Source organism: Streptomyces sp. TN58 (assembly GCF_001941845.1).
In the GTDB taxonomy this organism is placed as follows: domain Bacteria; phylum Actinomycetota; class Actinomycetes; order Streptomycetales; family Streptomycetaceae; genus Streptomyces.
Genome location: NZ_CP018870.1, coordinates 5023417 through 5049017 on the forward strand (window position 1 = coordinate 5023417; position 25601 = coordinate 5049017).

At 73.2% G+C, this 25601-nt stretch carries 25 protein-coding genes; 10 read left to right on the plus strand and 15 right to left on the minus strand.

All coding sequences use genetic code 11. The features are described from left to right. Positions 1–166 precede the first annotated feature (166 nt). Complete coding sequence (locus BSL84_RS23040; protein WP_030037139.1) at positions 167–559, plus strand: SCO5389 family protein; 393 nt, start codon at positions 167–169, stop codon at positions 557–559. Here BSL84_RS23040 and BSL84_RS23045 read toward each other — a convergent pair. After that, a complete protein-coding gene (locus tag BSL84_RS23045; RefSeq protein ID WP_045321211.1) occupies positions 528–1613 on the minus strand; it encodes an LLM class flavin-dependent oxidoreductase in 1086 nt (361 codons plus the stop codon). The two genes, BSL84_RS23040 and BSL84_RS23045, sit on opposite strands and share 32 nt — an antisense overlap. Before the next feature lie 230 nt (positions 1614–1843). Here BSL84_RS23045 and BSL84_RS23050 point away from each other — a divergent pair, with 230 nt between their 5' ends. After that, on the plus strand, positions 1844–2170 hold the full coding sequence (locus tag BSL84_RS23050) for a hypothetical protein (protein WP_030037143.1): 327 nt from the start codon (positions 1844–1846) through the stop codon (positions 2168–2170). A 188-nt stretch (positions 2171–2358) separates the two neighbouring features. Here BSL84_RS23050 and BSL84_RS23055 read toward each other — a convergent pair whose 3' ends face one another. The 7 genes from BSL84_RS23055 to mce all read right to left on the minus strand — a co-directional run bounded on the left by BSL84_RS23055 (position 2359) and on the right by mce (position 12664). Next, positions 2359–3195: an ABC transporter permease gene (locus BSL84_RS23055; RefSeq protein WP_030037144.1), complete on the minus strand. Its 837-nt coding sequence runs from the start codon at positions 3193–3195 to the stop codon at positions 2359–2361. Then, positions 3192–4307, minus strand: coding sequence for an ABC transporter ATP-binding protein (locus BSL84_RS23060; protein ID WP_030037146.1), 1116 nt, complete (start codon positions 4305–4307; stop codon positions 3192–3194). Before BSL84_RS23060 ends, BSL84_RS23055 begins: the two co-directional genes overlap by 4 nt. Positions 4308–4459: 152 nt before the next feature. Further along, on the minus strand, positions 4460–5236 hold the full coding sequence (locus BSL84_RS23065) for an ABC transporter permease subunit (protein ID WP_030037148.1): 777 nt from the start codon (positions 5234–5236) through the stop codon (positions 4460–4462). Between the two features lie 2 nt (positions 5237–5238). Further along, positions 5239–6252 carry an ABC transporter ATP-binding protein gene (locus BSL84_RS23070; protein ID WP_075971032.1) on the minus strand — a complete coding sequence of 338 codons (1014 nt, stop codon included), beginning with the start codon at positions 6250–6252 and terminating at the stop codon, positions 5239–5241. 101 nt (positions 6253–6353) lie between these two features. Beyond that, a complete protein-coding gene (locus BSL84_RS23075; RefSeq protein ID WP_030037152.1) occupies positions 6354–7292 on the minus strand; it encodes a cellulose-binding protein in 939 nt (312 codons plus the stop codon). Positions 7293–7488: 196 nt separating this feature from the next. Next, the gene (gene scy, locus BSL84_RS23080; protein ID WP_045321212.1) at positions 7489–12045 is read right to left on the minus strand and encodes a polarized growth protein Scy; all 4557 of its coding nucleotides are present in this window, start codon (positions 12043–12045) and stop codon (positions 7489–7491) included. 190 nt (positions 12046–12235) lie between these two features. Next, positions 12236–12664, minus strand: a complete 429-nt coding sequence (gene mce / locus BSL84_RS23085) for a methylmalonyl-CoA epimerase (RefSeq protein ID WP_030030807.1) — start codon at positions 12662–12664, stop codon at positions 12236–12238. A gap of 135 nt (positions 12665–12799) precedes the next feature. Here mce and BSL84_RS23090 point away from each other — a divergent pair, with 135 nt between their 5' ends. Together BSL84_RS23090 and meaB are read left to right on the plus strand one after the other, a co-directional pair. Beyond that, positions 12800–13999, plus strand: a complete 1200-nt coding sequence (locus tag BSL84_RS23090; protein ID WP_030030806.1) for an acetyl-CoA C-acetyltransferase — start codon at positions 12800–12802, stop codon at positions 13997–13999. Positions 14000–14074: 75 nt separating this feature from the next. Further along, the gene (gene meaB, locus BSL84_RS23095) at positions 14075–15037 is read left to right on the plus strand and encodes a methylmalonyl Co-A mutase-associated GTPase MeaB (RefSeq protein WP_045321213.1); all 963 of its coding nucleotides are present in this window, start codon (positions 14075–14077) and stop codon (positions 15035–15037) included. A 27-nt stretch (positions 15038–15064) separates the two neighbouring features. On the opposite strand, the gene BSL84_RS23100 is transcribed toward meaB, so the two are convergent. The 5 genes from BSL84_RS23100 to BSL84_RS23120 all read right to left on the minus strand — a co-directional run bounded on the left by BSL84_RS23100 (position 15065) and on the right by BSL84_RS23120 (position 18415). Beyond that, the gene (locus BSL84_RS23100) at positions 15065–15652 is read right to left on the minus strand and encodes a PepSY domain-containing protein (protein ID WP_075971033.1); all 588 of its coding nucleotides are present in this window, start codon (positions 15650–15652) and stop codon (positions 15065–15067) included. Between the two features lie 116 nt (positions 15653–15768). Next, positions 15769–16245 carry a MarR family winged helix-turn-helix transcriptional regulator gene (locus BSL84_RS23105; RefSeq protein ID WP_030030829.1) on the minus strand — a complete coding sequence of 159 codons (477 nt, stop codon included), beginning with the start codon at positions 16243–16245 and terminating at the stop codon, positions 15769–15771. A 66-nt stretch (positions 16246–16311) separates the two neighbouring features. Beyond that, entirely contained in the window at positions 16312–17112 is an 801-nt protein-coding gene (locus BSL84_RS23110) for an AIM24 family protein (protein WP_075971034.1), read from the minus strand. Positions 17113–17126: 14 nt separating this feature from the next. Then, on the minus strand, positions 17127–17777 hold the full coding sequence (locus BSL84_RS23115; protein ID WP_075971035.1) for an AIM24 family protein: 651 nt from the start codon (positions 17775–17777) through the stop codon (positions 17127–17129). Next, entirely contained in the window at positions 17777–18415 is a 639-nt protein-coding gene (locus BSL84_RS23120) for an AIM24 family protein (RefSeq protein ID WP_045321215.1), read from the minus strand. The genes BSL84_RS23115 and BSL84_RS23120 overlap by 1 nt, the downstream gene beginning before the upstream one ends. 187 nt (positions 18416–18602) lie before the next feature. Between BSL84_RS23120 and BSL84_RS23125 the strand changes: the two genes are divergently transcribed. The 5 genes from BSL84_RS23125 to BSL84_RS23145 all read left to right on the plus strand — a co-directional run bounded on the left by BSL84_RS23125 (position 18603) and on the right by BSL84_RS23145 (position 21449). Then, positions 18603–18950: a DUF3817 domain-containing protein gene (locus BSL84_RS23125; protein ID WP_030030825.1), complete on the plus strand. Its 348-nt coding sequence runs from the start codon at positions 18603–18605 to the stop codon at positions 18948–18950. Then, complete coding sequence (locus BSL84_RS23130) at positions 18947–19243, plus strand: MTH1187 family thiamine-binding protein (protein WP_030030824.1); 297 nt, start codon at positions 18947–18949, stop codon at positions 19241–19243. The genes BSL84_RS23125 and BSL84_RS23130 overlap by 4 nt, the downstream gene beginning before the upstream one ends. Positions 19244–19444: 201 nt before the next feature. Further along, positions 19445–20143 (plus strand): hypothetical protein, encoded by a 699-nt coding sequence (locus tag BSL84_RS23135; RefSeq protein WP_075972196.1) that lies wholly within the window; start codon positions 19445–19447, stop codon positions 20141–20143. Then, entirely contained in the window at positions 20140–20820 is a 681-nt protein-coding gene (locus BSL84_RS23140; protein ID WP_030032638.1) for a DUF4166 domain-containing protein, read from the plus strand. Before BSL84_RS23135 ends, BSL84_RS23140 begins: the two co-directional genes overlap by 4 nt. Next, positions 20817–21449, plus strand: coding sequence for a TetR/AcrR family transcriptional regulator (locus BSL84_RS23145; RefSeq protein ID WP_075971036.1), 633 nt, complete (start codon positions 20817–20819; stop codon positions 21447–21449). The genes BSL84_RS23140 and BSL84_RS23145 overlap by 4 nt, the downstream gene beginning before the upstream one ends. 57 nt (positions 21450–21506) lie before the next feature. Here BSL84_RS23145 and BSL84_RS23150 read toward each other — a convergent pair whose 3' ends face one another. Together BSL84_RS23150 and BSL84_RS23155 are read right to left on the minus strand one after the other, a co-directional pair. Further along, complete coding sequence (locus BSL84_RS23150; RefSeq protein WP_075971037.1) at positions 21507–22526, minus strand: glycoside hydrolase family 6 protein; 1020 nt, start codon at positions 22524–22526, stop codon at positions 21507–21509. Positions 22527–23244: 718 nt separating this feature from the next. Further along, the gene (locus tag BSL84_RS23155) at positions 23245–24240 is read right to left on the minus strand and encodes an ArsR/SmtB family transcription factor (RefSeq protein WP_030032693.1); all 996 of its coding nucleotides are present in this window, start codon (positions 24238–24240) and stop codon (positions 23245–23247) included. An 89-nt stretch (positions 24241–24329) separates the two neighbouring features. Here BSL84_RS23155 and BSL84_RS23160 point away from each other — a divergent pair, with 89 nt between their 5' ends. Then, complete coding sequence (locus BSL84_RS23160) at positions 24330–25583, plus strand: MFS transporter (RefSeq protein WP_107484832.1); 1254 nt, start codon at positions 24330–24332, stop codon at positions 25581–25583. Positions 25584–25601 lie beyond the last annotated feature (18 nt).

Sequence of the window (25601 nt, forward strand, 5' to 3'; positions counted from 1 at the left end):
CCCGTTCGCCGATGGCGCGTTGTATGCGCATTCTCCTGGTGCGTCACCCATGGGGCGCCTACCGTGGTGAGCGGGAGGTCGTCGAGCGTGCACTCTGCGTCGCGATCTCCTTCCCTGCCCGTAAGGCTCCGGCAACCAGTCAGCCGGGGTCGCGAGAGGAGAACCCATGTCGCTCGACGTCTCACCGGCCCTACTCGAACAGGCCGAGCGAGGCGAGGTCGACGAAGCCGCCTTCGTCGACTGCGTCCGGACCTCCCTGCCCTTCGCATGGGAGATGATCAGCTCGCTGGTGGCCCAGCTGAAGGTGGACGGCGGCCAGTTCGCCGACAACCAGACGCCGCCGCCCGACGAGCAGGCGCGTGGGCAGCTGCTGCGCGCACTCGCGAGTGACGCGATACGCGGTGCGCTGCAGCGGCACTTCGGAGTGCGCCTGGCATTCCAGAACTGCCACCGGGTGGCGGTCTTCCCGCTGGATCCCTCGGTGGACGACCGGCTGGCCAAGTTCACTTCGATCCGCGGCCAGCTGCTCAACCAGTCGCCGGAACTGCGGGACTGCTGAGCAGGGCCGGAGCCGGTAGATCTCGGCCGAGACGGGGCAGGACTTCGGCGCCGAGCCGTCGTACGTTCTCCTCCGTCGCGGCGAGATCTCCCGAACCCTCCGTCAGGAGGGCGAACCGCGTGATGCCCGTGCGCGCGGCGGTGGCCGCCAGCCGGTCCGCCGCCAGCTCAGGGGTGCCCACCGGGTGCAGGTCGCAGAGCAGTTCCGTGTACGCGAGCGGATCCCGCATCGCGCGCACGCGGCCGTCCACGGTCACGTGCGCGTCCAGGCCGAGCTTGAGCCAGCCCGGCATGGACTTCAGCAGGGTCTCGCGCGCGTCCGAGGCGCTGTCCGCGATCTGGCACACCCCGGCGGACACGTGCCCGGCCGCGGCCACGTGCTCGGGGGAGTGGCCCGCCGCGAGTGCCGTGCTGCGCCACAGCGCGACCATCTCGGCCTTGTTCTCGTCCCCGCAGTGCATGCCCAGCAGCATCGGCAGGCCCCGCCGCGCGGCCATCCGCACCGACGAGGGCGAGGTGCAGGCCACGATCACCTCCGGCCCCGACCCGTCCCCGTCCAGGGCCTCCGACGGCCGCGGTACGACCGCCACCTCGCGGAAGGCGTACCGTTCGCCGGCGGCGCCGACCCGCGCCTGCGTGAGCCACCGCCGCAGCAGGTCCAGGGACTCCGGGAAGCCCTTCTCGTAGGCCTCCAGACCGCCGCCGAAGACCTCCAGGTCCACCCACGGCCCGCCGCGCCCCACCCCGAGAGAGAAGCGGCCCCCCGAGGCCAGGTGCAGCAGCGCCGCCTGCTCGCCCAGGGCGACCGGGTGCGCGCTCGGCAGTACGCTCACGGCCGTACCCACCCGGAGCCGTCGGGTCCGGCCCAGCAGCAGCCCCGCGAGGGTCACCGCCGACGGGCAGACGCCGTACGGGACGAAGTGGTGCTCGGCCAGCCAGACGGAGTCCAGCCCGGCCTCCTCCGCCACCTCGGCGGTCCGCACCGCCCGGTGCAGTGCCTCACCCTGTCCCTGGCCCGGGAACTGGGCCGCCAGTACAAACGCTCCTACGCGCATCGCCTTCATCCTCCTCGCGGCTGACGCGGCCTCCCCCAGGTGGACCGGTTCTTCCTATGGCAACAACGTCTGACACGTGCCAAAGGCACGGGCTGACACGAAAGTTATTGGGATTGTCGGGCCAGTCCCGGCCATCGGTCCGACCGCCCGTAGACACCCTGCGGGTACCCGGCCTCGCTGCGCGTAGTCTGGAAGAAAGTCACTGCCGTCACCCCATCCGTGAGGTATACGTGTCACCGCGCAACAACCGCCGCAGGGGCGGCGAGACGCCGGACGAGCGCCCGGGGAGCGGCCTGGACCGCTTCGGGCTGGAGCGCACCGAGGAGTACCAGGGCGAGGACTGGAAGGTCCGGCACGTCGCGGGCGCGAGCGCGGCGGGCAAGCGCTACCGCTGCCCCGGCTGCGACCAGGAGATCCCCTCCGGCACCCCGCACCTGGTGGCCTGGCCCGAGTACGGCGGCGTGGACGACCGGCGGCACTGGCACAAGGCCTGCTGGAACGCGAAGGACCGCCGCACCACGAAGGTGCAGCGGTCCCGCAACGCGCCGAGGTACTGACCCCGGCGGGGCCGGGCCGGACTCTGCCCAGTGCTGTGGCCGGAAAGGTTTGCCGGGGCGCGGTGTCCGGTGCGGTGCATCGCAAGGCGGAGGGCCACGGCCCGTACCGGACGTACCTGCGTGGTCCGACAACGCCGCGAGGTGCTGTACCGGGCGCCGTGACCCGGTGAACCTTCACGGTCGCAGCACTAGACGTCCCGGCGGCCGACCATGGCGTAGGAGGCGGCCACGGCCGCTCCCGTGACCAGCAGGATGATCAGCACCTGGGAGAGGTCGCTCGGCGCCGGGCCGAGGTCGCCGCCCTCCTGCATGCCGAAGAGCTGGCTCAGCGCCACCGGCACGTTGCGCTGGAGGACGAGTTCCCCGACGGGGGCCACGGGCTCCCAGATCATGAGCATGGCCCCGAACACCGGCGGCAGCGTGACCACGCCCAGCATGACGGCGATCGCCCCCGCCGAGTGCCGCACGAGCGCGCCGATCGCGAGCGCGAGCACCCCGAGCAGGGTCACGTAGAGGCAGCCGGCCAGGGCGCCCAGCCACTCGCGCGCCGCGTGCGGGCCGGCCGCGGACCCGCCGTGGGCGAGCATGGCGGCGATCCCGACCACGAAGACGGACAGCGCGGTGACGACGAAGGCCGTGGCGCTGAAGACGAGGTACTTCGCGGTGAGCACGCGGAAGCGGTCCGGGGCGGCGGTGAACGTGGTGCGCACCAGGCCGGTGGCGTGCTCCGAGGCGATCGTGAGCACACCGAGGACCATCACCGCGACCTGCCCGACCATCAGGCCGAAGAGGGCGGGCGTGGTGAAGGAGATGGACTCGTAGTCCCGGTCCACGGTCTGGGCGACGAAGAGCAGCCCGATGCCGACGACGGTCACCACGAGGGCGCCCAGCGTCCACAGGGTGGAGCGGATCGAGATCAGCTTGGTCCACTCCGACGCGAGGGCGTGCCCCAGGTGCGGCCGCGGGGTGGGCAGCGGAGAGCTGTAGGTCCGCGGCTGATCCGGCGTCGCGGTCGTCGGGGTCATCGGGGGTCCTCCGCGGAGTCCTTGGCGGTGCTCGCGAGCTCGCCGGGCTTGCTGGGCATCAGGAAGGGCTTCCCGCCCGCCCCGGGAGGCGGCGGGGCGAAGAAGCCCGCCTGCGGGACCTCCGGGGCCGCCGGCCCGTCCTCCCAGGCCGGGAGGGCCAGCGGGTCCTGCTCCCACAGCTCGGCCCGCGGGTCCTCGGTGGAGGTGTACTCGACGGCGGACTGGGTCATCCGCATGTACGCCTCCTCCAGCGAGGCCCGGTGCGGGGACAGCTCCCACAGCCGTACGCCGGCCGCGTGCGCGAGGTCGGAGATGCCGGGCAGCTCCAGGCCGGTCACGCGCAGTGCTCCGTCGGGCTCCTGGAGGACCCGTCCGCCCGCCTTGACGAGGGCCCTTCCCAGCTTCTCCCGGCCATCCGGATCGGTGTCGGCCGCACGCACCCGAGCGAATCCGGCCGAGTTGTGCGCGATGAAATCCTGCGTGCCCATGTCGGCCAGCAGCCGTCCGCGGCCGATGACGATCAGGTGGTCGGCGGTCAGGGCCATCTCGCTCATCAGGTGCGAGGAGACGAACACGGTGCGGCCCTCGGCGGCGAGCCGGCGCATCAGGTTGCGGACCCAGAGGATGCCCTCGGGGTCGAGCCCGTTGACCGGCTCGTCGAACAGGAGCACCTGGGGGTCGCCGAGCAGCGCCGTGGCGATGCCCAGGCGCTGGCCCATGCCGAGCGAGAAGCCCTTCGTGCGCTGCCGGGCCGCGTCCTTGAGGCCGACGACGGCCAGCACCTCGTCCACCCGCTTCTCCGGAATCCCGGAGAGCTGGGCGATGGACAGCAGGTGGGTGCGGGCCCGGCGGCCGCCGTGGACGGCCTTGGCATCGAGCAGGGCCCCGACGTGCCGCTGGGCGTTCGGCAGCTCCCGGAAGGGGAGGCCGTTGATCGTGACATGACCAGAGGTGGGCCGGTCGAGGCCCAGGATCATGCGCATGGTCGTGGACTTCCCGGAGCCGTTGGGCCCCAGGAAGCCCGTCACGTGACCCGGCTTGACCTGGAAGGACAACTGGTCGACGGCGGTCTTCGCGCCGTAGCGCTTGGTCAGGCCGACTGCCTCGATCATCTTGCTGCCCCTTACCAGGCCGGGACGACTTTCGCCCGTGTAAGGGTTAAGAGGATAGCGAGGATCCTACGGTTCCGTCCCGGGCCGGATCCCTGACCCGTCCCCGAGACCGACCCTGGTACGACCCGTAGTCCTTCCGGAGGGGCCGGCCGTCAGGCGTCCCTCTTGTTGAGGACGAGACAGCCCCCGGCGACGGAGGCGGCCACCCACAGGAGCATGATCCCGAGCCCGCCCCACGGGCCGTAGGGCGCGTCCGAGGGACCGACGGGGGAGGACACCGTCTGCATGATCGCCGAGCCGGCCTGGTTGGGCAGGTAGTAGGCGATCTTGCGCGTGGCGTCGACCACGCTGAGGACGATGGGAAGGATCAGGACGAAGCTGATCAGGATCGAGATCGCGGCGGCGGTGTTGCGCAGCATCATCGACACACCCATGGCGAACAGCGCGAGCAGTGCCATGTAGAGGCCGACGCCGATCACCGCGCGCAGGACGTTCTCCTCGCCGAGCGTGGTGGCGTGCTCGCCGAGGAGGGCCTGGCCGACGAAGAAGGACAGGAACCCGGTCGCGAGGCCGACCACCAGGGTGAGGGCGGTGGCCACGGTGAGCTTCCCCAGCAGCAGGGAGCCGCGGACCGGCACGGCGGCGAGGGAGCTGCGGATCATGCCGGTGCTGTACTCGCTGCCGACCACCATGGCCGCGAAGATGAGCACGGCCACCTGGCCGAAGAGCATCCCGGAGAAGCTCATCTGGGTGGGGTCGAAGGCGAGCTGTTCCGGCTCCGGAATGGAGTCGAAGGTCGCGTTGACCACGGCGCACAGACCTGCGCCCATGGCCACGGTCACCAGGAACGCGGTGGCGAGCGTCCAGCTGGTGGAGGCGACGGTACGGATCTTGGTCCACTCGGAGGTGAGGACGGCGGAGAGGGCCATGGTCACTGCCCGCCCTTGCGCGCCGAGTCGAAGCCGGCGCCCCAGGCGGGGACGTCGGCCGGCCGGGCCGGGTTGTCGGCGGCCGTGCCGGGTGCGCCGGGTGTGCCCGGTGCGTGGGCGTGGTATTCGACGGAGTCCGCCGTCATACGCATGAACGCTTCCTCCAGTGAAGCCCGCTGCGGGCTGAGTTCGTGCAGCACGACCTGGTGCCGGGCGGCCAGCTCGCCGAGCTGTTCCGCGCCCGCGCCGTCGACTTCCAGCGCGCCGTCGGCGCCGGCGCTGACGGCGCCGATCCCGGCCTCGTGCAGGATGTCCTTGAGCTGTTCCTGCTGCGGCGAGCGCACGCGGACGTAACTGCGGGAGTTCTGGTGAATGAAATCAGCCATAGAGGTATCGGCCAGTAGTCTTCCCTGTCCGATGACGATCAAATGGTCTGCGGTCAGGGCCATTTCGCTCATCAGGTGGGAGGACACGAAGACCGTGCGCCCCTCTGCCGCCAGGCCCTTCATCAGATTGCGGATCCACAGAATGCCCTCGGGATCCAGACCATTGACCGGTTCGTCGAACATGAGGATCTGCGGGTCGCCCAGCAATGCGGCGGCGATTCCCAGCCGTTGCCCCATGCCCAGCGAAAAACCTTTGGACTTCTTCCTGGCCACGGCCGTCAGCCCCACCAGGTCCAGCACCTCGCCGACCCGCCGCTCCGGGATGCGGTTCGACTGGGCCAGGCAGAGGAGGTTGTTGTAGGCGGTGCGGCCACCGTGCATGGCCTTCGCGTCCAGCAGCGCCCCGACGTGCTTCAGCGGTTCCTGGAGGTCCCGGTAGCGCTTCCCGTAGATCCGGACCGCACCACTGGTCGGATTGTCCAGATCCAGCATCATGCGCATGGTGGTCGACTTGCCGGCCCCGTTGGGGCCGAGGAAGCCGGTCACCACCCCCGGTCTGACCTGGAAGCTGAGGTTGTCCACGGCGGTCTTCGCGCCGAATCGTTTAGTAAGGCCCTCAAGCTCGATCATGCGGCCACGCTAGAGCGCCCGAGGGCCCTACGCCACCTCAAAAGAGTGACATAGGGCCCTCGATCAGGCTCTGTTCGCTACCAGCAGGTAACGCCTGTTGTTCAGCGGCTCTGCTGCGCCGGGACGCCGCGGCTGACCGGCTCGTCGTCCACGATCGGGTTGGCCGCCGCGACGGCCGCACCGGTGAGCGTCGCCAGCATCTCGCGGACGTTGGTCAGCTGCGCGTTGATCGAGTCGCGACGGTTGGTGAGCGCCGCCAGCTCGCGCTCCGACTCGCTGCGGATGCGGTCCGCCTTGGCGTTGGCGTCGGCCACGATGTCCTCGGCCTGGCGCTGCGCGGTCTCCACGGTCTGGCGGGCCCGGCGCTCGGCGTCCGTACGCAGCTTCTCGGCCTCCAGGCGCAGCTGCTCGGCGCGGTGCTCGATCTCCGCGAGCCGCTTCTCGGCCTTCGCCTGACGGGAGGCCAGGTCGCGCTCCGACTGCTCACGGCGCTTGGCCAGGTTGGTCTCGAAGTCGGCGGCGGCCTGGGCGGCCTTGGCGCGGGTCTCCTCGAACAGCGCGTCGGCCTCCTCGCGCTTGGAGGCCGCGTCCTTCTGGGCCTCGGCGCGCAGGGTGGCGGCGTCGCCCTTGGCCTTCTCGACGATGCGGACGCCCTCGTCCTCCGCCTTCGTCTTGCGGTCCGCCGCGAACGACTCGGCGTCGTTGCGCACCTGCTGGGCGGCCGACTCGGCGAGCTCACGGTGCTGCTCGGCCGCGCGACGGGCCTCCTCGCGCAGGTCCTTCGCCTCCTCCTCGGCCAGCCGAAGGATCTTCTCGACCCGGGCGCCGAGACCCGCGTACGACGGCTCGGCGTCGTTCACCTGGGCCTGGGCGTTCTGCGTTTCGAGGTGCAGCTCCTCGATCCGCTTTTCCAGAGAGTTGATACGTCCAAGGGCGCTGTCGCGGTCGGAGACCAGCTTGGTAATGCGGTCGTCCACCTGACCGCGGTCATAACCACGCCGCACGAGCTCGAAGCCGAAGGGGGAGGAAGTGTCGCTCATGGGGTTCCTGTCGAATGAGACCGATGAGGTGCTACGTGAGGTGTTAAGGGGAATCCTAGGCGCCCAGACGGCGTGTCATCGAGTCAATCCGCGTTTGATCTGGACAATGACACCCCTTTTGAGTGGCAAGGCGGCGGATTGCTTGTCACCCGTTCGCCTGAACCTTCATCAGGTGCACACATCCCCGATCTCTTGGCTAGCCCTCTGACGACTTACCACCCGAACGAGTGGATCCCGCTGTCACTCCGGCCTTGGCGCCCCCCGCTCCCTGGCTGCCGACCGCGGACTTCCCGCCGCCCGAAGGCGCCTCGAATGATTCCAACGCCTCAAGAACGTCCTGGACACGGGAGATCTCCCCCTGAATGTCCTGCCGCCTGCGGACCAGGACCTCCAGCTCGCGACGGCCTTCCTCGACCAGCCGCTCGGCCTCCGCCTTGGCCTCCGCCAGCGCCTTCTCGGCCTCCCGGGCCAGCTCGGCCTTCTTCTGCTCGGCCTCCTTGAGCAACGCCTCCGCCTTGCGGACCGCCGCGATGCGCACCTTGCTCGCCTCGCTGCTCGCGTCCGACAGCAGCTCCTTGGCCTTCGCCTCGGCCTCGACGCTCTGCTCGGTCGCCGCGCGCACCAGCTTGTCCACGCGCTCGCCGGCCGACTTCATCTGCTCGGCCGACTCCCGGCGGGCCCGCTCGTGCAGCTCCTCGACCTCGCCCTCGACGCGGCCGCGCAGCTCCTCCGCCCGCTCCCTTATGGCGGCCGCGTCCGTGCGCGCGCCGACCAGCAGCTCGTTGGCGTCCGTACGGGCCTTCTCCACCAGGGAGTTGCCCTCGACGGTCGCCTCCGAGGTGATCCGTGCCGCCTCCTTGCGGGCCGCGGCGACCATCGCGTCGGCCTGCTCCTCGGCCGCCGTGGTGGCGGCGAGGGCCTGCGCCTGCGCGTCGGCGGTGAGCTTGTCCGCCTCGGCCGCCGCCTCCGTGATGAGCCGGTCGACCTGCTCCGCGGCCTCGCTGCGGCGCTTGTTCGCCTCCTCGCGGGCCTCGTCCAGCAGCCGCTCGGACTCCGTACGGGCCTCCGCGCGAAGGCGCTCCGCCGCGGTGGCGGCCTCCGCCTTGACCCGCTCGGCCTCCGACCGGGTGCGGGCCGCGTGCTCCTGCGCCGAGGACAGCGCCTCCGACGCGTCGGCGCGCAGCCGCTCCGCCTCGGACGCCGCCTCGCCGACCGTGCGCTCGTTGTCCTTGCGGGTCTGCTCGGTGAGCTTGTCGGCCTCGGCCGCCGCCTCCGCGATGAGCCGGTCCGCCTGCTCGGCCGCCTCGGTGCGCAGCCGGTTCGCCTCGGCGCGCGCCTCGTCCAGCGCCTGCTCGGCGTCCCGCTCGGCGCCGGCCAGCGTCTCGCCGGCCGCGGCCGTGACACGGTCCGCCTCCGCGGTGGCCTCGCCGATGATCCGGCCGCCCTCCGCGCGGGCGTCGTCCAGCACCCGTGCCGCGTCGGCGCGCAGCCGCTCCGCCTCCGCCGCCGCCTCGCCGACCGTGGCCTCGTTGGCCACGCGGGTCTCGTCGATGAGCCGGTCGCCCTCGGCACGCGAGTCGACCATGATCTTCGCGGCGTCCCGCTCGGCGCTCGCCAGGGTCTCCGCCGCCTGGGACTTCAGGCGTGCCGCCTGGGTGGTGAGGCGCTCGGCCTCCGCCGCCGCCTCGCCCACGGTGGCCGCGTTCGCGGCGCGGGTCTCCTCGATGAGGCGGTCCGCCTCCGCCGAGGCCTCCGTGATGAGCCGGTCGACCTGCTCCGCGGCCTCGGTACGCAGCCGGTTGCCCTCGGCCCGGGCCTCGTCCAGCGTGGCCGCGGCCTCGGCACGGGCGGCCTCGGCGGCCTGTGCCGCCTCGCCGGTGATCCGCTCGGCCTCCGCCTCGGCGCCGGCGACCGTCGCCGCGTTCGACGCCAGGGTCTCCTCGGTGAGCCGCTCGGCCTCCGCCGCGGCCTCGGCCGTGATCCGGGCGCCCTCGGCGCGCGCCGCCTCCAGCGACTCCGCCGCCTCGCCGCGGATGCGGTTGGCGTCGTCGCGGGCGTCGGCACGGGTACGGGCGGCGTCGCGCTCGGACGCGGCCAGCGCGTCGGTGGCCTCGGTACGCACCCGCTGGGCGTACTCGGCGGTGTCGGTGCGCAGCTGCTCCGACTCGGCGATCGCCTCGGCGACGGTCCGCTCCGCCAGGGCCTTCGCCGCGTCCGTCTCCGCACGCGCCTGGGTGCGGATCCGCCCCGCGTCCTCGGTGGCCCGCTCCCGCTCCGCGTGGGCGTCGGCGCGGACCCGGGCGGCCTCCTCCTCGGCCTCCGTCCGCGTACGCTCCGCCACGAGCTCGGCGGCGCTGCGCAGACCGGCGATCTCCTCCTCGGCCTGCTCGTGCAGCCCGGCCACGGCGTCGCGCACCTGCTGGGCGGTGGCCTCGGCCGCCGACACCAGCTCGGACGCGCGGCGTTCGGCCTCCTCGGTCAGGCGGGCCGCCTCGGCCTGCGCCTCCTCCGAGCGGCGGCGGGCCGCGGCCAGCAGCTCCTCGCTCTGCTCGCGGGCCTGCGCCCGCTCCTGGTCGGCGTCGGTGCGGGCCGACGCCAGGGTCTCCTCGGACTCCCGGCGGCGCCGGGCGGCCTCCTCCTGGGCGGCGGCCAGCGCCTCGGCGGCCTCCTCCGCGACCCGCTCCGCCGCGGCCTTGGCCTCGGCGCGCAGCCGGTCGGCGGTCTCCTGGGCCTCGGCGCGCACGCGCTCGGCCTCCGCCTCGGCCTCGCCGCGCAGCCGTACGGCCACCTGCTCGGCCTCGGCGCGCACCCGGCCGGCGTCCTGCGCCGCCTCCGTGCGCAGCTGGTCGGCCTCCTGCTCGGACTGCGCCTGGAGCGTGCGGATGCGTTCCGCCGACTCCGCGCGCAGCCGGTCGTTCTCCTCGCTCGTCTCGCGGCGGATGTTCTCCGCCGCGAGACGGGCGTCGCGCAGCGTCTGCTCGGCCGTGGTCAGCCGGGTCTCGGCCTCCGTGTGCAGCCGTACGAGCTCCTCGTCGGCCTCCGCCCGCTTCGCGGCCAGCGCCTGCTCGGTCTCCTCGCGGCGTGCGAGGGCCGCCGCGTCCGCCTCGGCGCGGACCGACTCGGCCTGCTCCTCGGCCTCGGAGCGGATCCGCTCGGCCTCGGTGCGGGTCCGCTCCAGGGTCTCCTCGGCCTGCTTGCGCAGGGCCGCGGCCCGCTCGACGGCCTCGGCGCGGACCCGTTCGCTCTCGGTGGTCGCCCCGGAGCGCAGTTCGTCCGCGTCGGCCTTGGCCTTGCCGAGCAGTTCCTCGGCGGTCTTGGCCGCCTCCTCGATCTGCTGGACCGCCTCGCGGCGGGCCTCGCCGCGGATCCGCTCGCCCTCGGCGACGGCCTCCGCGCGCAGCTGCTCGGCCTCACCGCGCAGGCGGCGGGCCTCCTCCTGGAGTTCGACCGTGCGGGCCCGGTACTCCTCGGTGTCGTCCTTGGCGGCGCCCTTGAGCTCGTCGGCGGTCGCGGCCGCCTGGAGGCGCAGCCGGTCGGCCTCGGCCTCGGCCTCGCGGCGGATCCGGTCGGCCTCCTCGGACGCGGCCCGGGTGGTGGCCCGGGCGTCCTCCGAGGCCTTGTTCAGGACGTCCTCGGCCGTGCGGGCGGCCTTCGCCAGCTGCGCCGCCATGTCCTCGGCGGCGGCCGTACGGGCGCTGTCGCCGGCCTCGGCGCGGACCCTCTCCGCGTCCGCGCGGGCGTCGGCCAGGGCCTGCTCGGCCTCGGCCTTGAGGAGTTCGGCCTCCTTGGTGGCCTCGCCGACCAGCCGGGCGACCTGCTCCTTGGCGGTGCGGGTGCGCTGCTCGTTGACGGACTCCGCCGACGCGAGCTGGCGCGCCGCGCTCTCCTTGGCCTCCGCGAGGACCTTCTCGGCCTCGGCGCGGGCCTCGCGCAGCGCGGACTCGGCCTCCTGCGCCCGGGATTCGGCGATCCGGCCGAGGTCCAGGGTCTGCTGCCGGGTCTGCTCGGCCTCGGCGGAGGTGGTGGAGCGCAGCCGCTCGGCGTGCTGGGTGGCCTCCTGGGCCTGGGTGGAGGCGGCCGTCAGCAGGCGCTCGGCCTCCTTGCGGGCGCGCAGCAGGGTGGACTCGGCCTCCGCGCGGGCGGCCTCGGCGTCGGCGGCCATCCGGCGCCGGGTCTCCTCGGCGACCCGGGCGGCCTCGGCGCGGGCCGCGTTCAGCGACTGTTCGGCCTCGGCGCGGGACTCCTCCATGAGGCGGCGGGCCTGGGCCTCGGTACGGGCGCGCAGCTGCTCCGCCCAGGCCACGTTCTCGTTGACGTGGGCCTCGACGGTCTGCCGGCGCTCGTTGAGCTCCTGGTCCAGGCGCTGGCGGCGGTTGACGGCCTCGCTGTGCAGCTCGGCCTGCAGGCGTGCCTGGTGCTCGGCGTGCTCCTGGAGGATGCGCTGGGTCTGCGCCCGGGCGTCGCGCAGCTCGCGCTCGGCGTCGGAGCGCATCTGGTCCGCCTGGATCTGGGCGTTGCGGAGCAGCTGCTCCGCCTGGTAGCCCATGTCCGCGCCGTCGTAGGCGGGACGGGACGCCAGAGCCCGGCGTACCTCGTGGAGCTTGGCGCGCAGCACCTCGACCTGGTAGCCCAGGTCCTCAGCGTGCTGGACGGCCTTCCCGCGCTCCTTCTTCAGCCGCTCCATCTCGGCCTCGAAGCGCGAGAGATGGTCGGCCTCGGCCTGATGGCTCTCCTGGCTTTCGTAGCCCCGCACAGCGCGGTCCCATCCGTCCCCTGGTCGCAAGCTCACTCCCAATGAGCATCGCTCGCCCGCTGAACGACGCCCCCGGGGGAATGGTGTCAGATACCGGGGCAGGGGTCACAGGCCCCGACCCTCTCCGCACCGAACCCCGGCCGAGCCATGGCCACTCTACCGGCCGGGGAATCGGGCCATCAGTGGTCCATCAATGGTCGGGGTTCGACGTGACCAGTTCGGTGAGGACTCCGTGGCAGTCCTTGGGGTGCAGGAAGGTGATCGAGGACCCCATGGAACCGGTGCGGGGCTGGTCGTAGAGGACGCGGACGCCCTTGCCGCGGATGGCCTCGGAGTCGCCGTGGACGTCCTCGGTGCCGAAGGCGATGTGGTGCACGCCCTCGCCGTTCTTGGCGAGCCACTTGCCGACCGCGGAGTCCTCGCGGGTGGGCTCCAGGAGCTGGATGTAGGAGGCGCCGCCGTCCGAGGTTTCGTTGATCTTCAACATGGCCTCGCGGACACCCTGCTCCTCGTTGACCTCGGTGTGGAACACCTCGAAGCCGTACGTGGCACGGTAGAACTCGACAGTCTTGTCCAGGTCGAAGCAGGCGATCCCGATGTGGTCGATTCTTGTCAGCATGGGGACAGTGCACCGCCGAAGGGGGTCGTCACGCAACGTGCGCGCGATCACACCGGCTGCCCGGTGACCGCTGCGGTACCGCCCAGTACATTCACGTAAACCCTCGTTCACTCCTCATCCAAGGGGCTGTGCCTCATGTCCGGATCGAACAACACCACTTCCGTGATCGTCGCCGGGGCCCGCACGCCCATGGGGCGGCTGCTCGGCTCGCTGAAGTCCTTCTCGGGCGCCGACCTCGGCGGCTTCGCCATCAAGTCCGCGCTGGAGCGGGCCGGGATCTCCGGCGACCAGGTCCAGTACGTGATCATGGGCCAGGTGCTCCAGGCCGGCGCGGGCCAGATCCCCGCCCGCCAGGCGGCGGTCAAGGCCGGCATCCCGATGAACGTCCCCGCCCTGACCATCAACAAGGTGTGCCTCTCGGGCCTCGACGCGATCGCGCTGGCCGACCAGCTGATCCGCGCCGGTGAGTTCGACATCGTGGTCGCGGGCGGCCAGGAGTCGATGACCAACGCCCCGCACCTGCTGCCCAAGTCCCGCGAGGGCTACAAGTACGGTGCGATCGAGATGCTGGACGCGATGGCCTACGACGGCCTCACCGACGCCTTCGAGAACATCGCGATGGGTGAGTCCACCGAGAAGCACAACACCCGCCTCGGCATCGAGCGCGCTCCGCAGGACGAGTTCGCCGCGACCTCCCACCAGCGCGCCGCCGCCGCCCAGAAGAACGGCGTCTTCGAGGCCGAGATCACCCCGGTCGAGATCCCGCAGCGCAAGGGCGACCCGGTGATCTTCTCCACCGACGAGGGCATCCGCCCCGAGACCACGGCGGAGTCGCTGGGCAAGCTGCGTCCCGCCTTCGCCAAGGACGGCACGATCACCGCCGGCACCTCCTCGCAGATCAGCGACGGCGCGGCCGCCGTGGTCGTGATGAGCAAGGCGAAGGCCGAGGAACTCGGCCTGGAGTGGATCGCGGAGATCGGCGCCCACGGCAACGTGGCCGGCCCGGACAACTCCCTGCAGTCGCAGCCGTCCAACGCGATCCTGCACGCCCTGAAGAAGGAGGGCCTGGAGGTCTCCGACCTGGACCTCATCGAGATCAACGAGGCCTTCGCCGCGGTCGCCGTGCAGTCAATGAAGGACCTGGGCGTGACCCCGGAAAAGGTGAACGTCAACGGCGGCGCCATCGCCCTGGGCCATCCGATCGGCATGTCCGGCGCCCGTGTGGTGCTGCACCTGGCGCTGGAGCTCAAGCGCCGCGGCGGCGGGGTCGGCGCGGCCGCCCTGTGCGGCGGCGGCGGCCAGGGTGACGCGCTGATCGTGCGCGTCGCCAAGTAGGCGGCCCGGCCGCCGGGCGCACCGGGCCCGGCGGCCCCCACGTATCCCGTACGAGAACCGAGGAGCGCAGCACGTATGACGGCGGTGGACGTCCCCCAGCTGGTGGCCCAGGCGCGTGAGGGCAGGCCGAGGGCGGTGGCCCGGCTGATCTCGCTGGTCGAGGGGGCGTCCCCGCAGCTGCGCGAGGTGATGGCCGCGCTGGCCCCGCTGACGGGCGGGGCGTACGTGGTCGGCCTGACCGGGTCGCCGGGCGTCGGCAAGTCGACCTCGACGTCGGCGCTGGTCTCCGCCTACCGCAAGGCCGGCAAGCGCGTCGGCGTCCTCGCCGTCGACCCGTCCTCGCCCTTCTCGGGCGGTGCGCTGCTCGGCGACCGGGTGCGGATGTCGGACCACGCCTCGGACCCCGGGGTCTACATCCGCTCCATGGCCACCCGCGGCCACCTGGGCGGCCTGGCGTGGGCCGCGCCGCAGGCGATCCGGGTGCTGGACGCGGCCGGCTGCGACGTGATCCTGGTCGAGACGGTCGGCGTCGGGCAGTCGGAGGTGGAGATCGCCTCGCAGGCCGACACCTCGGTGGTGCTGCTGGCGCCCGGGATGGGCGACGGGATCCAGGCCGCGAAGGCGGGGATCCTGGAGATCGGCGACGTGTACGTGGTGAACAAGGCCGACCGGGACGGCGCGGACGCGACCGCCCGGGAGCTGAACCACATGCTGGGGCTGGGTGAGGCGCGCGGCCGCAACGACTGGCGGCCGCCGATCGTGAAGACGGTCGCGGCCCGCGGCCAGGGCATCGACGAGGTCGTCGAGGCGCTGGAGAAGCACCGGGCGTGGATGGACGAGCGCGGGGTGCTCGCCGAGCGGCGGGCGGCGCGGGCCGCGCGGGAGGTCGAGACGATCGCAGTGACGGCGCTGCGCGCGCGGATGGCGGACGTTCACGGGGACGCGCACCTGGGCGCGCTGGCCGCCAGGGTCGCCGAGGGCGACCTCGACCCCTACGCGGCGGCCGACGCCCTCCTGGCGACGCTGACGGAGTCCTGAGGGCGTCGGGACCCGGGCGGGCCGGCGTCAGTTGCCGTCGGAGTCGGAGTCGGAGTCGGAGTCGGAGTCGGAGTCCGAGCCGGATCCGGTGACCTTGCCCGTGGCGGGGTCCACCTGGGCGTCCCAGGTCTTGCCGTCCTCGCCCTGGATCTCGACGTGCCAGGAGGCGGCGTTGTCGTCGTCGTCCCATTCGACGGTGGTGACCTGTCCGGCGTGCGCGGCCAGGGCCGCCTTCATGGCCTGTTCGGCGGTGACTTTCCCGTCGACCAGGGCCTTGTTCTCCGCGGCGTTCCCGCCGGTGTCGCGGTTGCGTTCGGTGACGGCGCCGGCGGCGGAGACCTCCAGCTCGGCATGGCCCTTGCCGTCCTTGGCGACGACGTCGACATGCCAGACCGAGCCGTCCTTGTCGACGGACTCGACCACGCCCGGGTAGTGCTTCAGGGCCGCCGCGGCAGCCCCCTGCGCCGTCGTGTCGACGCGCAGGACGGGGGCCGCGGAGACGGTTCTCGCCGCGTCGGCGCGGACCCCGTCGGCGGACACCGCGGCGGCGGTCGCCGGAGCGCCGGCGATCAGGACGGCGGACGCGGCCGCACAGACGTACCTCGCACGCATCATGGCTGGACCTCCTCGGGCCGGCCGTGGCGCTCATGGTCGCCCGGCGCGGCCGGCAGCGGGCGGATAACGCCCATTGTCCGGCCTGACGCCCCGCGGGGCGCGCCGGGCGCCCGGTCTCAGGCCTTGCCGCGGGTGCCGCGCAGGTGCTCCGCCACCGGCGTCAGCGAGGCGCGCAGCGCCGCCAGGGCCTCCGGCGGCAGCAGGTCGATGAAGTGCCGGCGGACGGACGCCACGTGGTGCGGGGCGACCTTGCGCATGGTGTCCATGCCCTCGTCGGTGAGGACCGCGTACAGGCCCCGCCGGTCGGACTCGCAGTTGACCCGGCGGACCAGGCCCGCCGTCTCCATGCGCGTGATCTGGTGCGACAGCCGGCTCTTGGACTGCAGGGTGGCGGTCGCGAGATCGCTCATCCGCATCCGGTGGTCCTGCGACTCCGAGAGGTTCACGAGGATCTCGTAGTCGTTGTTGGTGAGTCCGAAGGGCTGGAGATCCTTTTCCAGCTGGTGCATGAGCAGCCTGCTGACGTCGAGGTGGGTACGCCAGGCGCACTGCTCCGCGTCGGTCAGCCAGCGCGTGGCCGTCTCGGTCTCCATGGTCTCCATGAATGAACTCTACCTAAAAAGTTGAATTGCGTACAAAGGTCGGAAGTCCCGAAAACGTCACAGCCCGAAGCGGCGCTGGAGGTCCCCCAGCTGCCCCGGCATCCGCGGCACGCCCACCTGCCCCAGAGGCCCCTGGCCGGCACCCGGCACGCCCTGCGCGTTCCCCGCGGCCGCCCCGGCACCCACCGTGCCGACCGACTGCTCCGCCATCAGCATCTCCGAGGACTGCAGGAGTACGGTGCCGGCTCCGACGAACTCGAACTGGTGCTCCTCGCCCGAGGTGCCCCCGATGCCGGTCAGCGAGCGCAGTCCGCCCATCACGCCGGACATGTAGCCGTGATCGTAATGGTGACAGGGAGACGGGCAGTCCGCCCATCCGACCAGTGCCTGCGGGTCCACGCGCAGCGGCGGCTCCATGAACACCACCGGCCCGTTGGAGGCCGCCACGAACTTCCCGGTGCCGATCAGCGTCAGGAAGCCCGGGACGATCGACTGCTTCAGGGCGAGCGAGGGCTGGTAGGCCAGCAGGTTGCCCGAGCGGATCGTCAGGTTGCCGTCTTCCAGGTCGTAGGAGTTCACGTCGAAGGCCCGGTCGGCCAGCAGCATCTTGCCCTGGCCCTCCGCGACCACCCAGTCGCTCGCGTGCAGCGGCGAGTGGAAGCTCGTGCGCAGCAGGCGGTCGAAGCGCCCGTTGCCGATGCCGTTGAACTCGATGCGCCCGTAGTACGAGATCATCTTGCCCTTCTGCAGGAACCACTGGCTCCCCTTGAGCTCCACGCAGAAGGTGTACGCGTTCACGTTGTCGTCGGACGGCAGCGTGTACGGGTCGAAGACCGTCGGGCCGCCCGGCCCGCCCATCACGGGGCCAAAGTTCACAGCTTCTCCTCGGAGGTCTGTACGTACACCGCGCCCTGGCCGGACAGTTCCAGCTGGAACGCCTCGCCCGAGCCGCGCCCCACCATGTCCCGCCAGCCGAGGGCGGTGGAGAGCTTGTTCCTGACGTCCCCGTGGTGGGCCACGTAGGCCTGGGGGTCCACGTGGATCGGCCGGTTCGGGGTGATGGGGAGCTCGATGACCCCGCCGTGGGCCATCACGGCGACCGAGCCGTGCCCCTTGAGGGTGGTGGTGAACAGGCCCTGGCCCGTCACCTGGCCGCGGACCATGCCCATGACCCCGCCCTGGGAGCCCATGAACATCGTGCCCTGCTGGAGGGTGCCGTCGAAGGCGAGCAGCCGGTCCGCCTCGACGTAGAGGGTCTCGCCCGTCAGGTTGATCACCTGGATGTGGTGGCCGCCGTGGCCGAACATCACGGTGCCGCTGCCCTCGACCGCCATCAGCGGGGTCTGCTCGTTCGCCACGCGGCGCCCGATCATGCCCATGACCCCGCCCTGACCGCCCGTCAGGCTCGGGGTGAAGGAGACGTCGCCGCGGTATGCGAGCATCGCGCCGCGCTGGCTGAACATCTTCTGGCCCGGGACAACCTGGGCCTCGACCATCTTCGAGTTGATCTCGCGGAACGGCATCAGACGTCGCCCCCGACGGTGTTGCGCTCGCTGGGCTGCACGTAGACCAGGCCCTCGCCCTCGAAGCGGATCTGGAAGGCCTCGCCCGAACCCTCGCCGATCAGTGTGCGGAAGGTCACACCGGACTGGAAGGACTGCTGGAGGTTGCCGGTGTGCGCGATGTACGCCCCCGGGTCCACGGACAGCGGGTACTGGGCGCTCACGCGCAGCACCACGGCCGGACCGTCGGACATGATGGCCGCCTGGCCCGATCCCTCGACGGTCGTGGTGAACAGGCCGTTGCCCGTCGACGCGCCGCGCAGCCCCGTGAAGGTGGTGCCGGTCCGCAGGCCGGCGTCGGTGCACAGCAGGTTGCTGGACTCGACGTAGAGCTTCTCGCCGTGCAGGTTGACCAGATTGATCTCACTTGCCCGGTCGGCGAAGAAGCAGGTGCCGTGTCCCTGTACCTCCATCACCGTCATCTGTTCGCCGGTCAGCCGGCGGGTCACCATGCCGCGGAGGCCTTCGCCACCGCCGGTCATCTTCTTGAAGGCCATCTGCCCGTCGTACGCGACCATGGAGCCGTTCTTCGCTTTCACGGCGTCCCCGGTCAGGTCGACGGCCAGCACCTTGCTGCCTTGGAGTCGGAACTGAGCCACGGGGAGACGTTATCGGCAGCGGGCGGACCCGAACAGGGTCCCGTGGCCGGATATATGACACACCCGGGCGTTTGGGAGCGTTCCCGGTCCCTCCCGGCGCGGTCCGGGAGGGAGGGGCCGGGTCAAGATCCCGTAAAGCGGCTGAGACACTGGGAGGGACCCTGGCCTCCACCACCGAAGGTTCCACGTGGACATCAAGACCGCCTCCGCCCTGCACCGCCTGCGCCTCGTCTCCGTGCCGGAGGCGCTGTCGTTCCCGGCCCTGCTGATCTTCGGCTCGCTGCTGAGCCGGGTCTCGGACATCGACTACCTGCTGATGCCGCTGGGTCTGCTGCACGCGTTCCTGTTCATGGTCTACTCGGTGCTGCTGCTGGACGTCTGGTACAAGGCCAAGTGGCCGTTCAAGAAGGCCCTGTTCTTCTTCGTCCTCTCGGTGGTGCCCCTGGGCGGCCTGTACGGCGACAAGCTGCTGAAGCGGGAAGAGGCGGACAGCGTGGTGGCGGCCCGCGTCGCGCGCGAGGCGGCCCAGGCGTGATCGTCGCGTTCTCCGTGACCCCGCTCGGGGTCGGTGAAGAGGTGGGCGAGTACGTCGCCGACGCGGTCCGCGTGGTCCGCGAGTCCGGGCTCCCGAACCGCACCGACGCCATGTTCACCACCGTCGAGGGTGAGTGGGACCAGGTCATGGACGTGATCCGCCGTGCGGTGGCCGCCGTCGAGGAGCGGGCACCCCGCGTCTCCTTCATCCTGAAGGCCGACATCCGCCCCGGCGTCACCGACGGCATCACCTCGAAGGTGGAGACGGTGGAGCGCCACCTCGCGCAGGGCTGACCTCCGCCCCCGAAGCGCCCCTGGCCTGCCCGGCCGGGGGCGCTTTCACGTCTCCGTATGCCGGGCGGAGCCCGGCAACGGCGGCGAGCCGAGCGGCCCGCCGAGCACCCCGCAGGGGCCCCGTTGAGCGATCGCTCAAGTTCCTCTAGGGTGCGGGTTGAGCGAACGCTCAAAACGCGGGAGCGGGGGACCGGCATGGGGCTGGGGCTGTACGTCGAGACGTTCGTCCGGGCCGGGATGGACGAGCTGTGGGAACGCAGCCAGGATCCCGCCCGGCACCAGCGGTGGGACCTGAGGTTCACCTCCATCGACCACCTCCCGCGGTCCGAGGGCGAGCCGCAGCGGTTCCGGTACGCGACCCGCGTACTGCCCTTCGTCTCCGTCTACGGGACCGGCGTCTCCGCGGGGGAGCGCCGCCGGCCCGACGGGACCAGGGTGTCGGCCCTGCGGTTCGCCTCGGACCACCCGCTCTCGCTGCTCGCCGAGGGCAGCGGCTACTGGCGCTACGTCCCGGACGGCGACGGCATCCGCTTCCTCACCGGCTACGACTACCGGCCCCGCTGGGGCCGCTTCGGGGCGCTCGCCGACCGGCTCGTCCTGCGGCCGCTCATGGGCTGGGCCACCGCCTGGTCCTTCGACAGGCTGCGGCTGTGGTGCGAACGCGGGACCCCGCCCCCACTCGCCCTCGCCCGGGCCGTCGGCGAGTGCGCCCTGCGCGCCCTGCTGTCCGCGGCCGCCCTGCTGTACGCCCCCACCGCGGTGGCCCTGGCCGTCCTGGCCGCCGCGGTGCTGCTGCCGCCGCTGCCCGGCACCCCGGCCGCCCGCCGCTGCCTGCGCACCCCGCCCGGCCGCACCCCCGTCGCCGCACCCCGTCTGCTCACCACCCTGGAGCCGTCATGACCTCCATCTTCCAGGCCCACATGGGCGCCGACTTCGACCGTCTGCACCCGCAGATCCGGCGCCGCTTCTCGGTCGGCCTGGACAGCGGCGAGGGCTGCGTCGGCCGCGGGACCATGGACCGGATCTGGCACGGCGGCAGCTTCGTGAAGCCCTTCCTCCGGCTCGGCGGGACGCGCAACATCCTGGTGCCGCGCCAGGGCCGCGACGTCCCCTTCGTCATCGAGAACCTGCCCTACCTCGACTCCTACGGGCGCGAGACCGTCACCTTCGTACGGACCTTCCGGCTGCCCGGCGGACCGCACCGCTTCGACGCCACCATGGTCCACAGCCCCGAGCGCGACTGCGTCCTGGACTACCTGGGCACGCACCAGCACCTCGCCAGCGACCTGCACATGAGCGCCGAGCCGGACGGTTCGCTGCTCATCCGCTCCGGCGAGCACCGCTTCCGCGAGGGCCCCGTCGACGTCCGCGTCCCCGACCTCATCGGCGGCGACGCCGAGGTGCGCGAGTCCTTCGACGACGCCACCGGCCGGTTCCGGATCCGGGTGCGGGTCGCCAACCGCCGCTTCGGACCGCTCTTCGGCTACGAGGGCTCCTTCACCGCGCGGTACGTGGACGTCCGTACGCACGGGGTCCGCCGGGACCTGCGGCCGGTCCGCGAGGAGGCCCGGGCGTGAGCGCCGCCACCAAGGACAAGCTCCTCGAAGGAGCCCTGCGCACACTCGTGGAGCAGGGCATCGCCAAGGCCTCGGCCCGTACCATCGCGGCCACCGCGGGAGTCGGCCAGGGCCTGATCTTCTATCACTTCGGCTCCGTCGACGAACTGCTCGCCGCCGCCTGCCGGTACGGCGCCGAACAGCGGGTGGACCGCTACCGCGACCGGCTCGCCGGGCTGGACAGCCTCGCCGAACTCGTCGAGTTCGCCCGCGCGATGCACACCGAGGAGCGGGAGGCCGGGCACGTCGCCATGCTCGGGCAGGTGCTGGCCGCCGGGCAGAGCTCGCCCGCCCTCGCGGCCGCGACCGCAGCCGGACTCGGCCTGTGGATCGAGGAGCTGGAGCGGGTGCTCACCCGGCTGCTCGCGGCGACCCCGCTGGACGGGTTCGCCGACCCCGCGGGGCTCGCCCGCGCGACCGCGGCGTCCTTCGTCGGCATCGAGCTGTACGAGTCGGTGGACGCGCAGGGCGCCGGCCGGGCGTTCGACGCCCTGGAGCAGCTCGCCGGACTGGCCGCCGTACTGGAGGGGCTGGGGCCGCTGAGCCAGCGGGCCGTACGCCACGGACTGCGGCGCGGCACCCGCGGCTGAACCGCCGACCCCGCCCCGGGTTGGCCCTGCCGGTGTCCGGGGCGGGCGTGGCGGTGCTCAGTCGTGGGCGCGGCGGGCCAGGCCCAGGGCCTGTTCGGGCCACCAGGTGCCGGCTGCGGGGCCTCCGCGGCAGGTCCCGTCGGACTCGCCGGGCCGCTTCACCCAGAGGTACGCGTCGACGAGCGGGTCGCCGGTCCGGTCGGTCGGCGGGATGCCGAGGGCGCGGCCCGGAGGGTTGCAGGCGGCCTGTGTGCTGTCGCCCGGCGGCGGCTCCGCGCCGTTGCGGCCGGTGTCCACGACGAAGTGCCTGCCGCCGACCGCGCGGGAGAGCTCGGCGCCGTAGGCTCGGACGGCCGCGTCCGGCTGGTAGCCGGAGACGTTGAGGGCGAAGCCGTCGGCGCGGTCGAGGCCCGCCTCGCGGAGCGGGCCGGCGAGGTCCGCGGGATCGCGGACCCACCCCGGACCGCCGGCGTCCAGGTAGACCTTCGTGTTGCGGTTCTTCTTCAGCCGGTCGACGGCCTCGGAGAGCAGTCGGTAGCGCTCGGCGCGCTGTCCTGCGCGCACGCAGCCGTCGACGGTGTGCGCGACGGCGTGCGGCTCCAGGACGACGAAGGCGCGGGCGTCGCCGATCGCGTCGGCGAAGGCGCCGATCCAGCGGCGGTAGGCCCCGGCGTCGGCGGCGCCCCCGGCCGGCGGCTTCCCGCAGTCGCGGTGCGGGAGGTTGTGCGCGGCGAGCACCAGGGTCCGCCCGGCGGCCTTCGCGCCTGCGCGGGCCCGGCGGATCCCAGGGCCGGGGTCGCCCGGCCGCCCCCACAGCGCGACCGGCCGCTCGGCGATCCGGCGCAGCGCCTGGGCGTCGTCGTAGCGGCCCGTCGCCTCCCACGCAGTGACCTGCCGGGCGGCCTCGCTGCCCGGGTCCACCCAGAACGGGGACGTCCCGTTGGGAGCGGCCGGGGCCTCCGGACCGGCCGCGGGCGGGCGCGGCCCGGGCTCCGGCGCCGTGGTGCAGGCGGGGGCCGCCGCGAGCAGCAGGAGGAGGCCGAGGACGGCGGCGGGCCTGGCGGCGACGGGTGGCATCCGGATTCCTCGGGACGAAGGGCCGGGCGGCGGACCATGACGCCGCATGGCCGGCATATGGTGACATGGCAGACAGTCGACTCGGCCGTGCCACACCGCCCGCGCGGCCCCGCCGCTGCGACCCCGCCTGGCGCGCCCTGGCCTGCGCGACCCGTCCGTGTCCCCCGGCCTGCGCGACCCGTCCGGTGTGCCCCTGGCCCGCGCGGCCTCGCCGGCGCAACCTGGCGACGCACCCCGGGCCGTGCGACCCCGCCTGCGCGACCTGGCCGACGCACCCCCGCCCCGTGCGACCCGGCCTGCGCGACCCCGTCCGGTGGGCCCCGGCCCGTGCGGCCTCGCCGGCGCGGCCCGGCCGACGCACCCGGGCTGTGCGACCCCGCCTGCGCAACCTGGCTGACGCACCCCCGGCCCGGGCGACCCGCCTGCGCGACCGGCCTGCGCGACTCCGTCCGGTGGGCCCCGGCCCGTGCGGCCTCGCCGGCGCGGCCCGGCCGACGCACCCCGGGCCGTGCGACCTGGCCGACGCACCCCCGGCCCGGGCGACCCGCCTGCGCGACCCGTCCGTGTCCCCCGGCCCGGGCGACCGGCCTGCGCGACCGGCCTGCGCGACTCCGTCCGGTGGGCCCCGGCCCGCGCGGTCTCGCCGACGCACCCCGGGCCGTGCGACCCGGCCGATGTACCTCGGCCCGTGCGGCCCGGCCCGGCCCGTGCCTGGCGGTCAGGCGGAGGCGTCCCCCGTCGTGAGGGCGATGGCCAGCGGGGTGCGTTCGTAGAGCACCTGGTGGCCGCGTCGGGCCGAGATCAGCAGGCCCGCCGCGTGCAGCACCCCCAGGTGCGCCGAGACGGTGGACGGGGCAAGGCCCAGGCGGAGCGCCAGCGCTGTGGTGGACGCCGGTTCCTCCAGCGCGCACAGCACGTCCGCCCGGCCCCGGCCCAGCAGCCGGGCCAGCGCGGTCGGTGTGTCCCCGCCCGCCGGGGACCACAGGGCGCCGACGCCGCGGGCCGGATAGACGACGGTCGGCTGCCACGGCGGGTCGAAGCCGCCCGCGATCCCCGGCCAGACGAAGGCGCTCGGCATGAGCAGCAGCCCCTGGCCGCCCAGGACGCGGTCGTGGTGGCTGGGCCGCTCGATGGTGAGGGTGAGCGAGGGCGCGTCCCAGGAGAGATCGGGGTGCAGGCCGTCGAAGAGCGAGTCCAGCCCGCCCGCGGCGAGGCGCCGCGTGTGGAAGAGGACGTCCGCCTCCAGCAGGGCCCTCAGCCGCGGCCAGTGCGGCTCGACCAGCACGGCCCAGGCCCGCTCCATCAGGTCCGCCAGCTCACGCACCGCCCGCGCCGGATCGGCCAGCAGGTACCGGCCCAGGTCGCTGTCGAGCGCACCCGGCGTACAGGCCAGAGACCTGCGCATGTCCTCGCGCGCGGCCTCCGGATCGGCCGCGCGGATCACCGCCAGCTCCTCCTCGAAGGAGACCCCCGGTCCGCTCGGCGGCGGGCAGACGAAGTCGGCGCTGTGCCCCCGGCGCGGCATCAGCAGCCACAGCGGCCGCAGGTCCAGCCCGTCGGCGGCGGCCCGGATCCGCCGGAGCCACGGCAGGTGGTAGCCCTGCCGGTCCGGGCGGCTCAGGGTCCGGACCGCCTCCTGCGTCTCCCACGCCGGCGACAGCGCGAACCGGCACCGCAGCAGGTCCGCGTGCCCGAAACGGTGGTGCAGTCCCACGCCCAGCCCCCTCCGCGGACCGTGCCGCCCGACATTCGTTCCAGGCCGAATCTCTACGCCGGCCAGCCTAGGCCCCCCACGCTGCCCCCATGCCAACCGTCACCCCGGCCGCGGCCGAAGCGGGCTCCGCCGGCTACCGCACCGTCCTGCGCACCCCCGAGTTCCCCGCCGTCTTCGCCGCGCACCTGATGTCCGTACTCGGCCTGGTCGTCGCAGAGATCTCCCTCTCCGTCCTCGTCTACCGCCTCACCGGCTCGCCCCTGATGAGCGCGCTCACCTTCGCGCTCGGCTTCCTCCCCTACGCCCTGGGCGGCACCCTGCTCGCCGGGCTCGCCGACCGCCTCCCCGCCCGGCGGGTGCTCGTCACGTGCGACCTCCTCTGCGCAGCCTGCGCCGCCGCCATGGCGCTGCCCGCGACCCCCGTCGCCGCCCTCCTCGTCCTGCGCTGCGCGCTGGCCTTCGTCGCACCCCTCTTCCAGGGCACGCGCAACGCCTCCCTCCCCGACATCCTCGGCTCCGGCGAGGCCTACGTCCTGGGCCGCTCGCTGCTGCGCATGGTCGCCCAGAGCGCCCAGCTCATCGGCTTCGGCCTCGGCGGGCTGCTGCTCACCGTGCTCGCCCCGCGCGGCGCCATCGCCCTGACCGCCGCCGGCTTCCTCGGCTCGGCCGTCCTGCTGCGGCTCGGCACCCGCGCCCGTCCCGTGCGGACGACCGTCCGCACCTCACCGCTCGCCGGGATGCGGGCCGTCCTGGGACGGCGCCGACTGCGGGCGCTCACCCTGCTGTTCTGGCTGCCGCCCGTCTTCCTCGTCGTACCCGAGGCGCTGCTCGCCGCGTACGCCGACGGCATCGGCGCCGGGACCGCCGCGCTCGGACTGATGATGTGCGCCATGCCCGTCGGCACCGTCGCCGGTGAGCTCTGGGCGGGCTCCGCGCTGAGCGCCCGGACCCGCTCGCGGCTCGTCGCCCCGCTGGCCGCCGCCGGCCTGCTGCCCTTCCTCCTGTACGCGGGCCGGCCGGGCGTGCCCCTGGCCCTGCTCGCGCTGCTGCTCGCCGGGCTGGCCCACGCCCACACCCTGGGGCTCGACCAGTGGTACGTGGAGGCCGTCCCCGACGAGCTGCGCGGCCGGGCGATGACCCTGCTCGGCACCGGCCTGATGACCCTCCAGGGAGTCGGCATGGCCCTGGCGGGCCTCGCCGCCGAGTTCTTCCCGGTGCACGTGGTCGTCACCGGGTCCGGGGTGCTCGGCACCGCCGTCGTGCTGGCGCTCCTGGCCGAACTGCGGTCCGCCGTCCGGCAGGAGGAGCGACTGAGGGGTGAGACGGCCCGCGCAGGGAAGTGACCTCCCGGTAGGGTCGGA

Bases quoted from the DNA above. Each gene is read 5' to 3' on its own strand.
- BSL84_RS23040 (WP_030037139.1), top strand. From the start codon at position 167: ATGTCGCTCGACGTCTCACCGGCCCTACTCGAACAGGCCGAGCGAGGC.
- BSL84_RS23045 (WP_045321211.1), bottom strand. From the start codon at position 1,613: ATGCGCGTAGGAGCGTTTGTACTGGCGGCCCAGTTCCCGGGCCAGGGA.
- BSL84_RS23055 (WP_030037144.1), bottom strand. From the start codon at position 3,195: ATGACCCCGACGACCGCGACGCCGGATCAGCCGCGGACCTACAGCTCT.
- BSL84_RS23060 (WP_030037146.1), bottom strand. From the start codon at position 4,307: ATGATCGAGGCAGTCGGCCTGACCAAGCGCTACGGCGCGAAGACCGCC.
- BSL84_RS23065 (WP_030037148.1), bottom strand. From the start codon at position 5,236: ATGGCCCTCTCCGCCGTCCTCACCTCCGAGTGGACCAAGATCCGTACC.
- BSL84_RS23070 (WP_075971032.1), bottom strand. From the start codon at position 6,252: ATGATCGAGCTTGAGGGCCTTACTAAACGATTCGGCGCGAAGACCGCC.
- BSL84_RS23075 (WP_030037152.1), bottom strand. From the start codon at position 7,292: ATGAGCGACACTTCCTCCCCCTTCGGCTTCGAGCTCGTGCGGCGTGGT.
- mce (WP_030030807.1), bottom strand. From the start codon at position 12,664: ATGCTGACAAGAATCGACCACATCGGGATCGCCTGCTTCGACCTGGAC.
- BSL84_RS23090 (WP_030030806.1), top strand. From the start codon at position 12,800: ATGTCCGGATCGAACAACACCACTTCCGTGATCGTCGCCGGGGCCCGC.
- meaB (WP_045321213.1), top strand. From the start codon at position 14,075: ATGACGGCGGTGGACGTCCCCCAGCTGGTGGCCCAGGCGCGTGAGGGC.
- BSL84_RS23100 (WP_075971033.1), bottom strand. From the start codon at position 15,652: ATGATGCGTGCGAGGTACGTCTGTGCGGCCGCGTCCGCCGTCCTGATC.
- BSL84_RS23105 (WP_030030829.1), bottom strand. From the start codon at position 16,245: ATGGAGACCGAGACGGCCACGCGCTGGCTGACCGACGCGGAGCAGTGC.
- BSL84_RS23110 (WP_075971034.1), bottom strand. From the start codon at position 17,112: ATGGGCGGGCCGGGCGGCCCGACGGTCTTCGACCCGTACACGCTGCCG.
- BSL84_RS23115 (WP_075971035.1), bottom strand. From the start codon at position 17,777: ATGCCGTTCCGCGAGATCAACTCGAAGATGGTCGAGGCCCAGGTTGTC.
- BSL84_RS23140 (WP_030032638.1), top strand. From the start codon at position 20,140: ATGACCTCCATCTTCCAGGCCCACATGGGCGCCGACTTCGACCGTCTG.
- BSL84_RS23150 (WP_075971037.1), bottom strand. From the start codon at position 22,526: ATGCCACCCGTCGCCGCCAGGCCCGCCGCCGTCCTCGGCCTCCTCCTG.
- BSL84_RS23160 (WP_107484832.1), top strand. From the start codon at position 24,330: ATGCCAACCGTCACCCCGGCCGCGGCCGAAGCGGGCTCCGCCGGCTAC.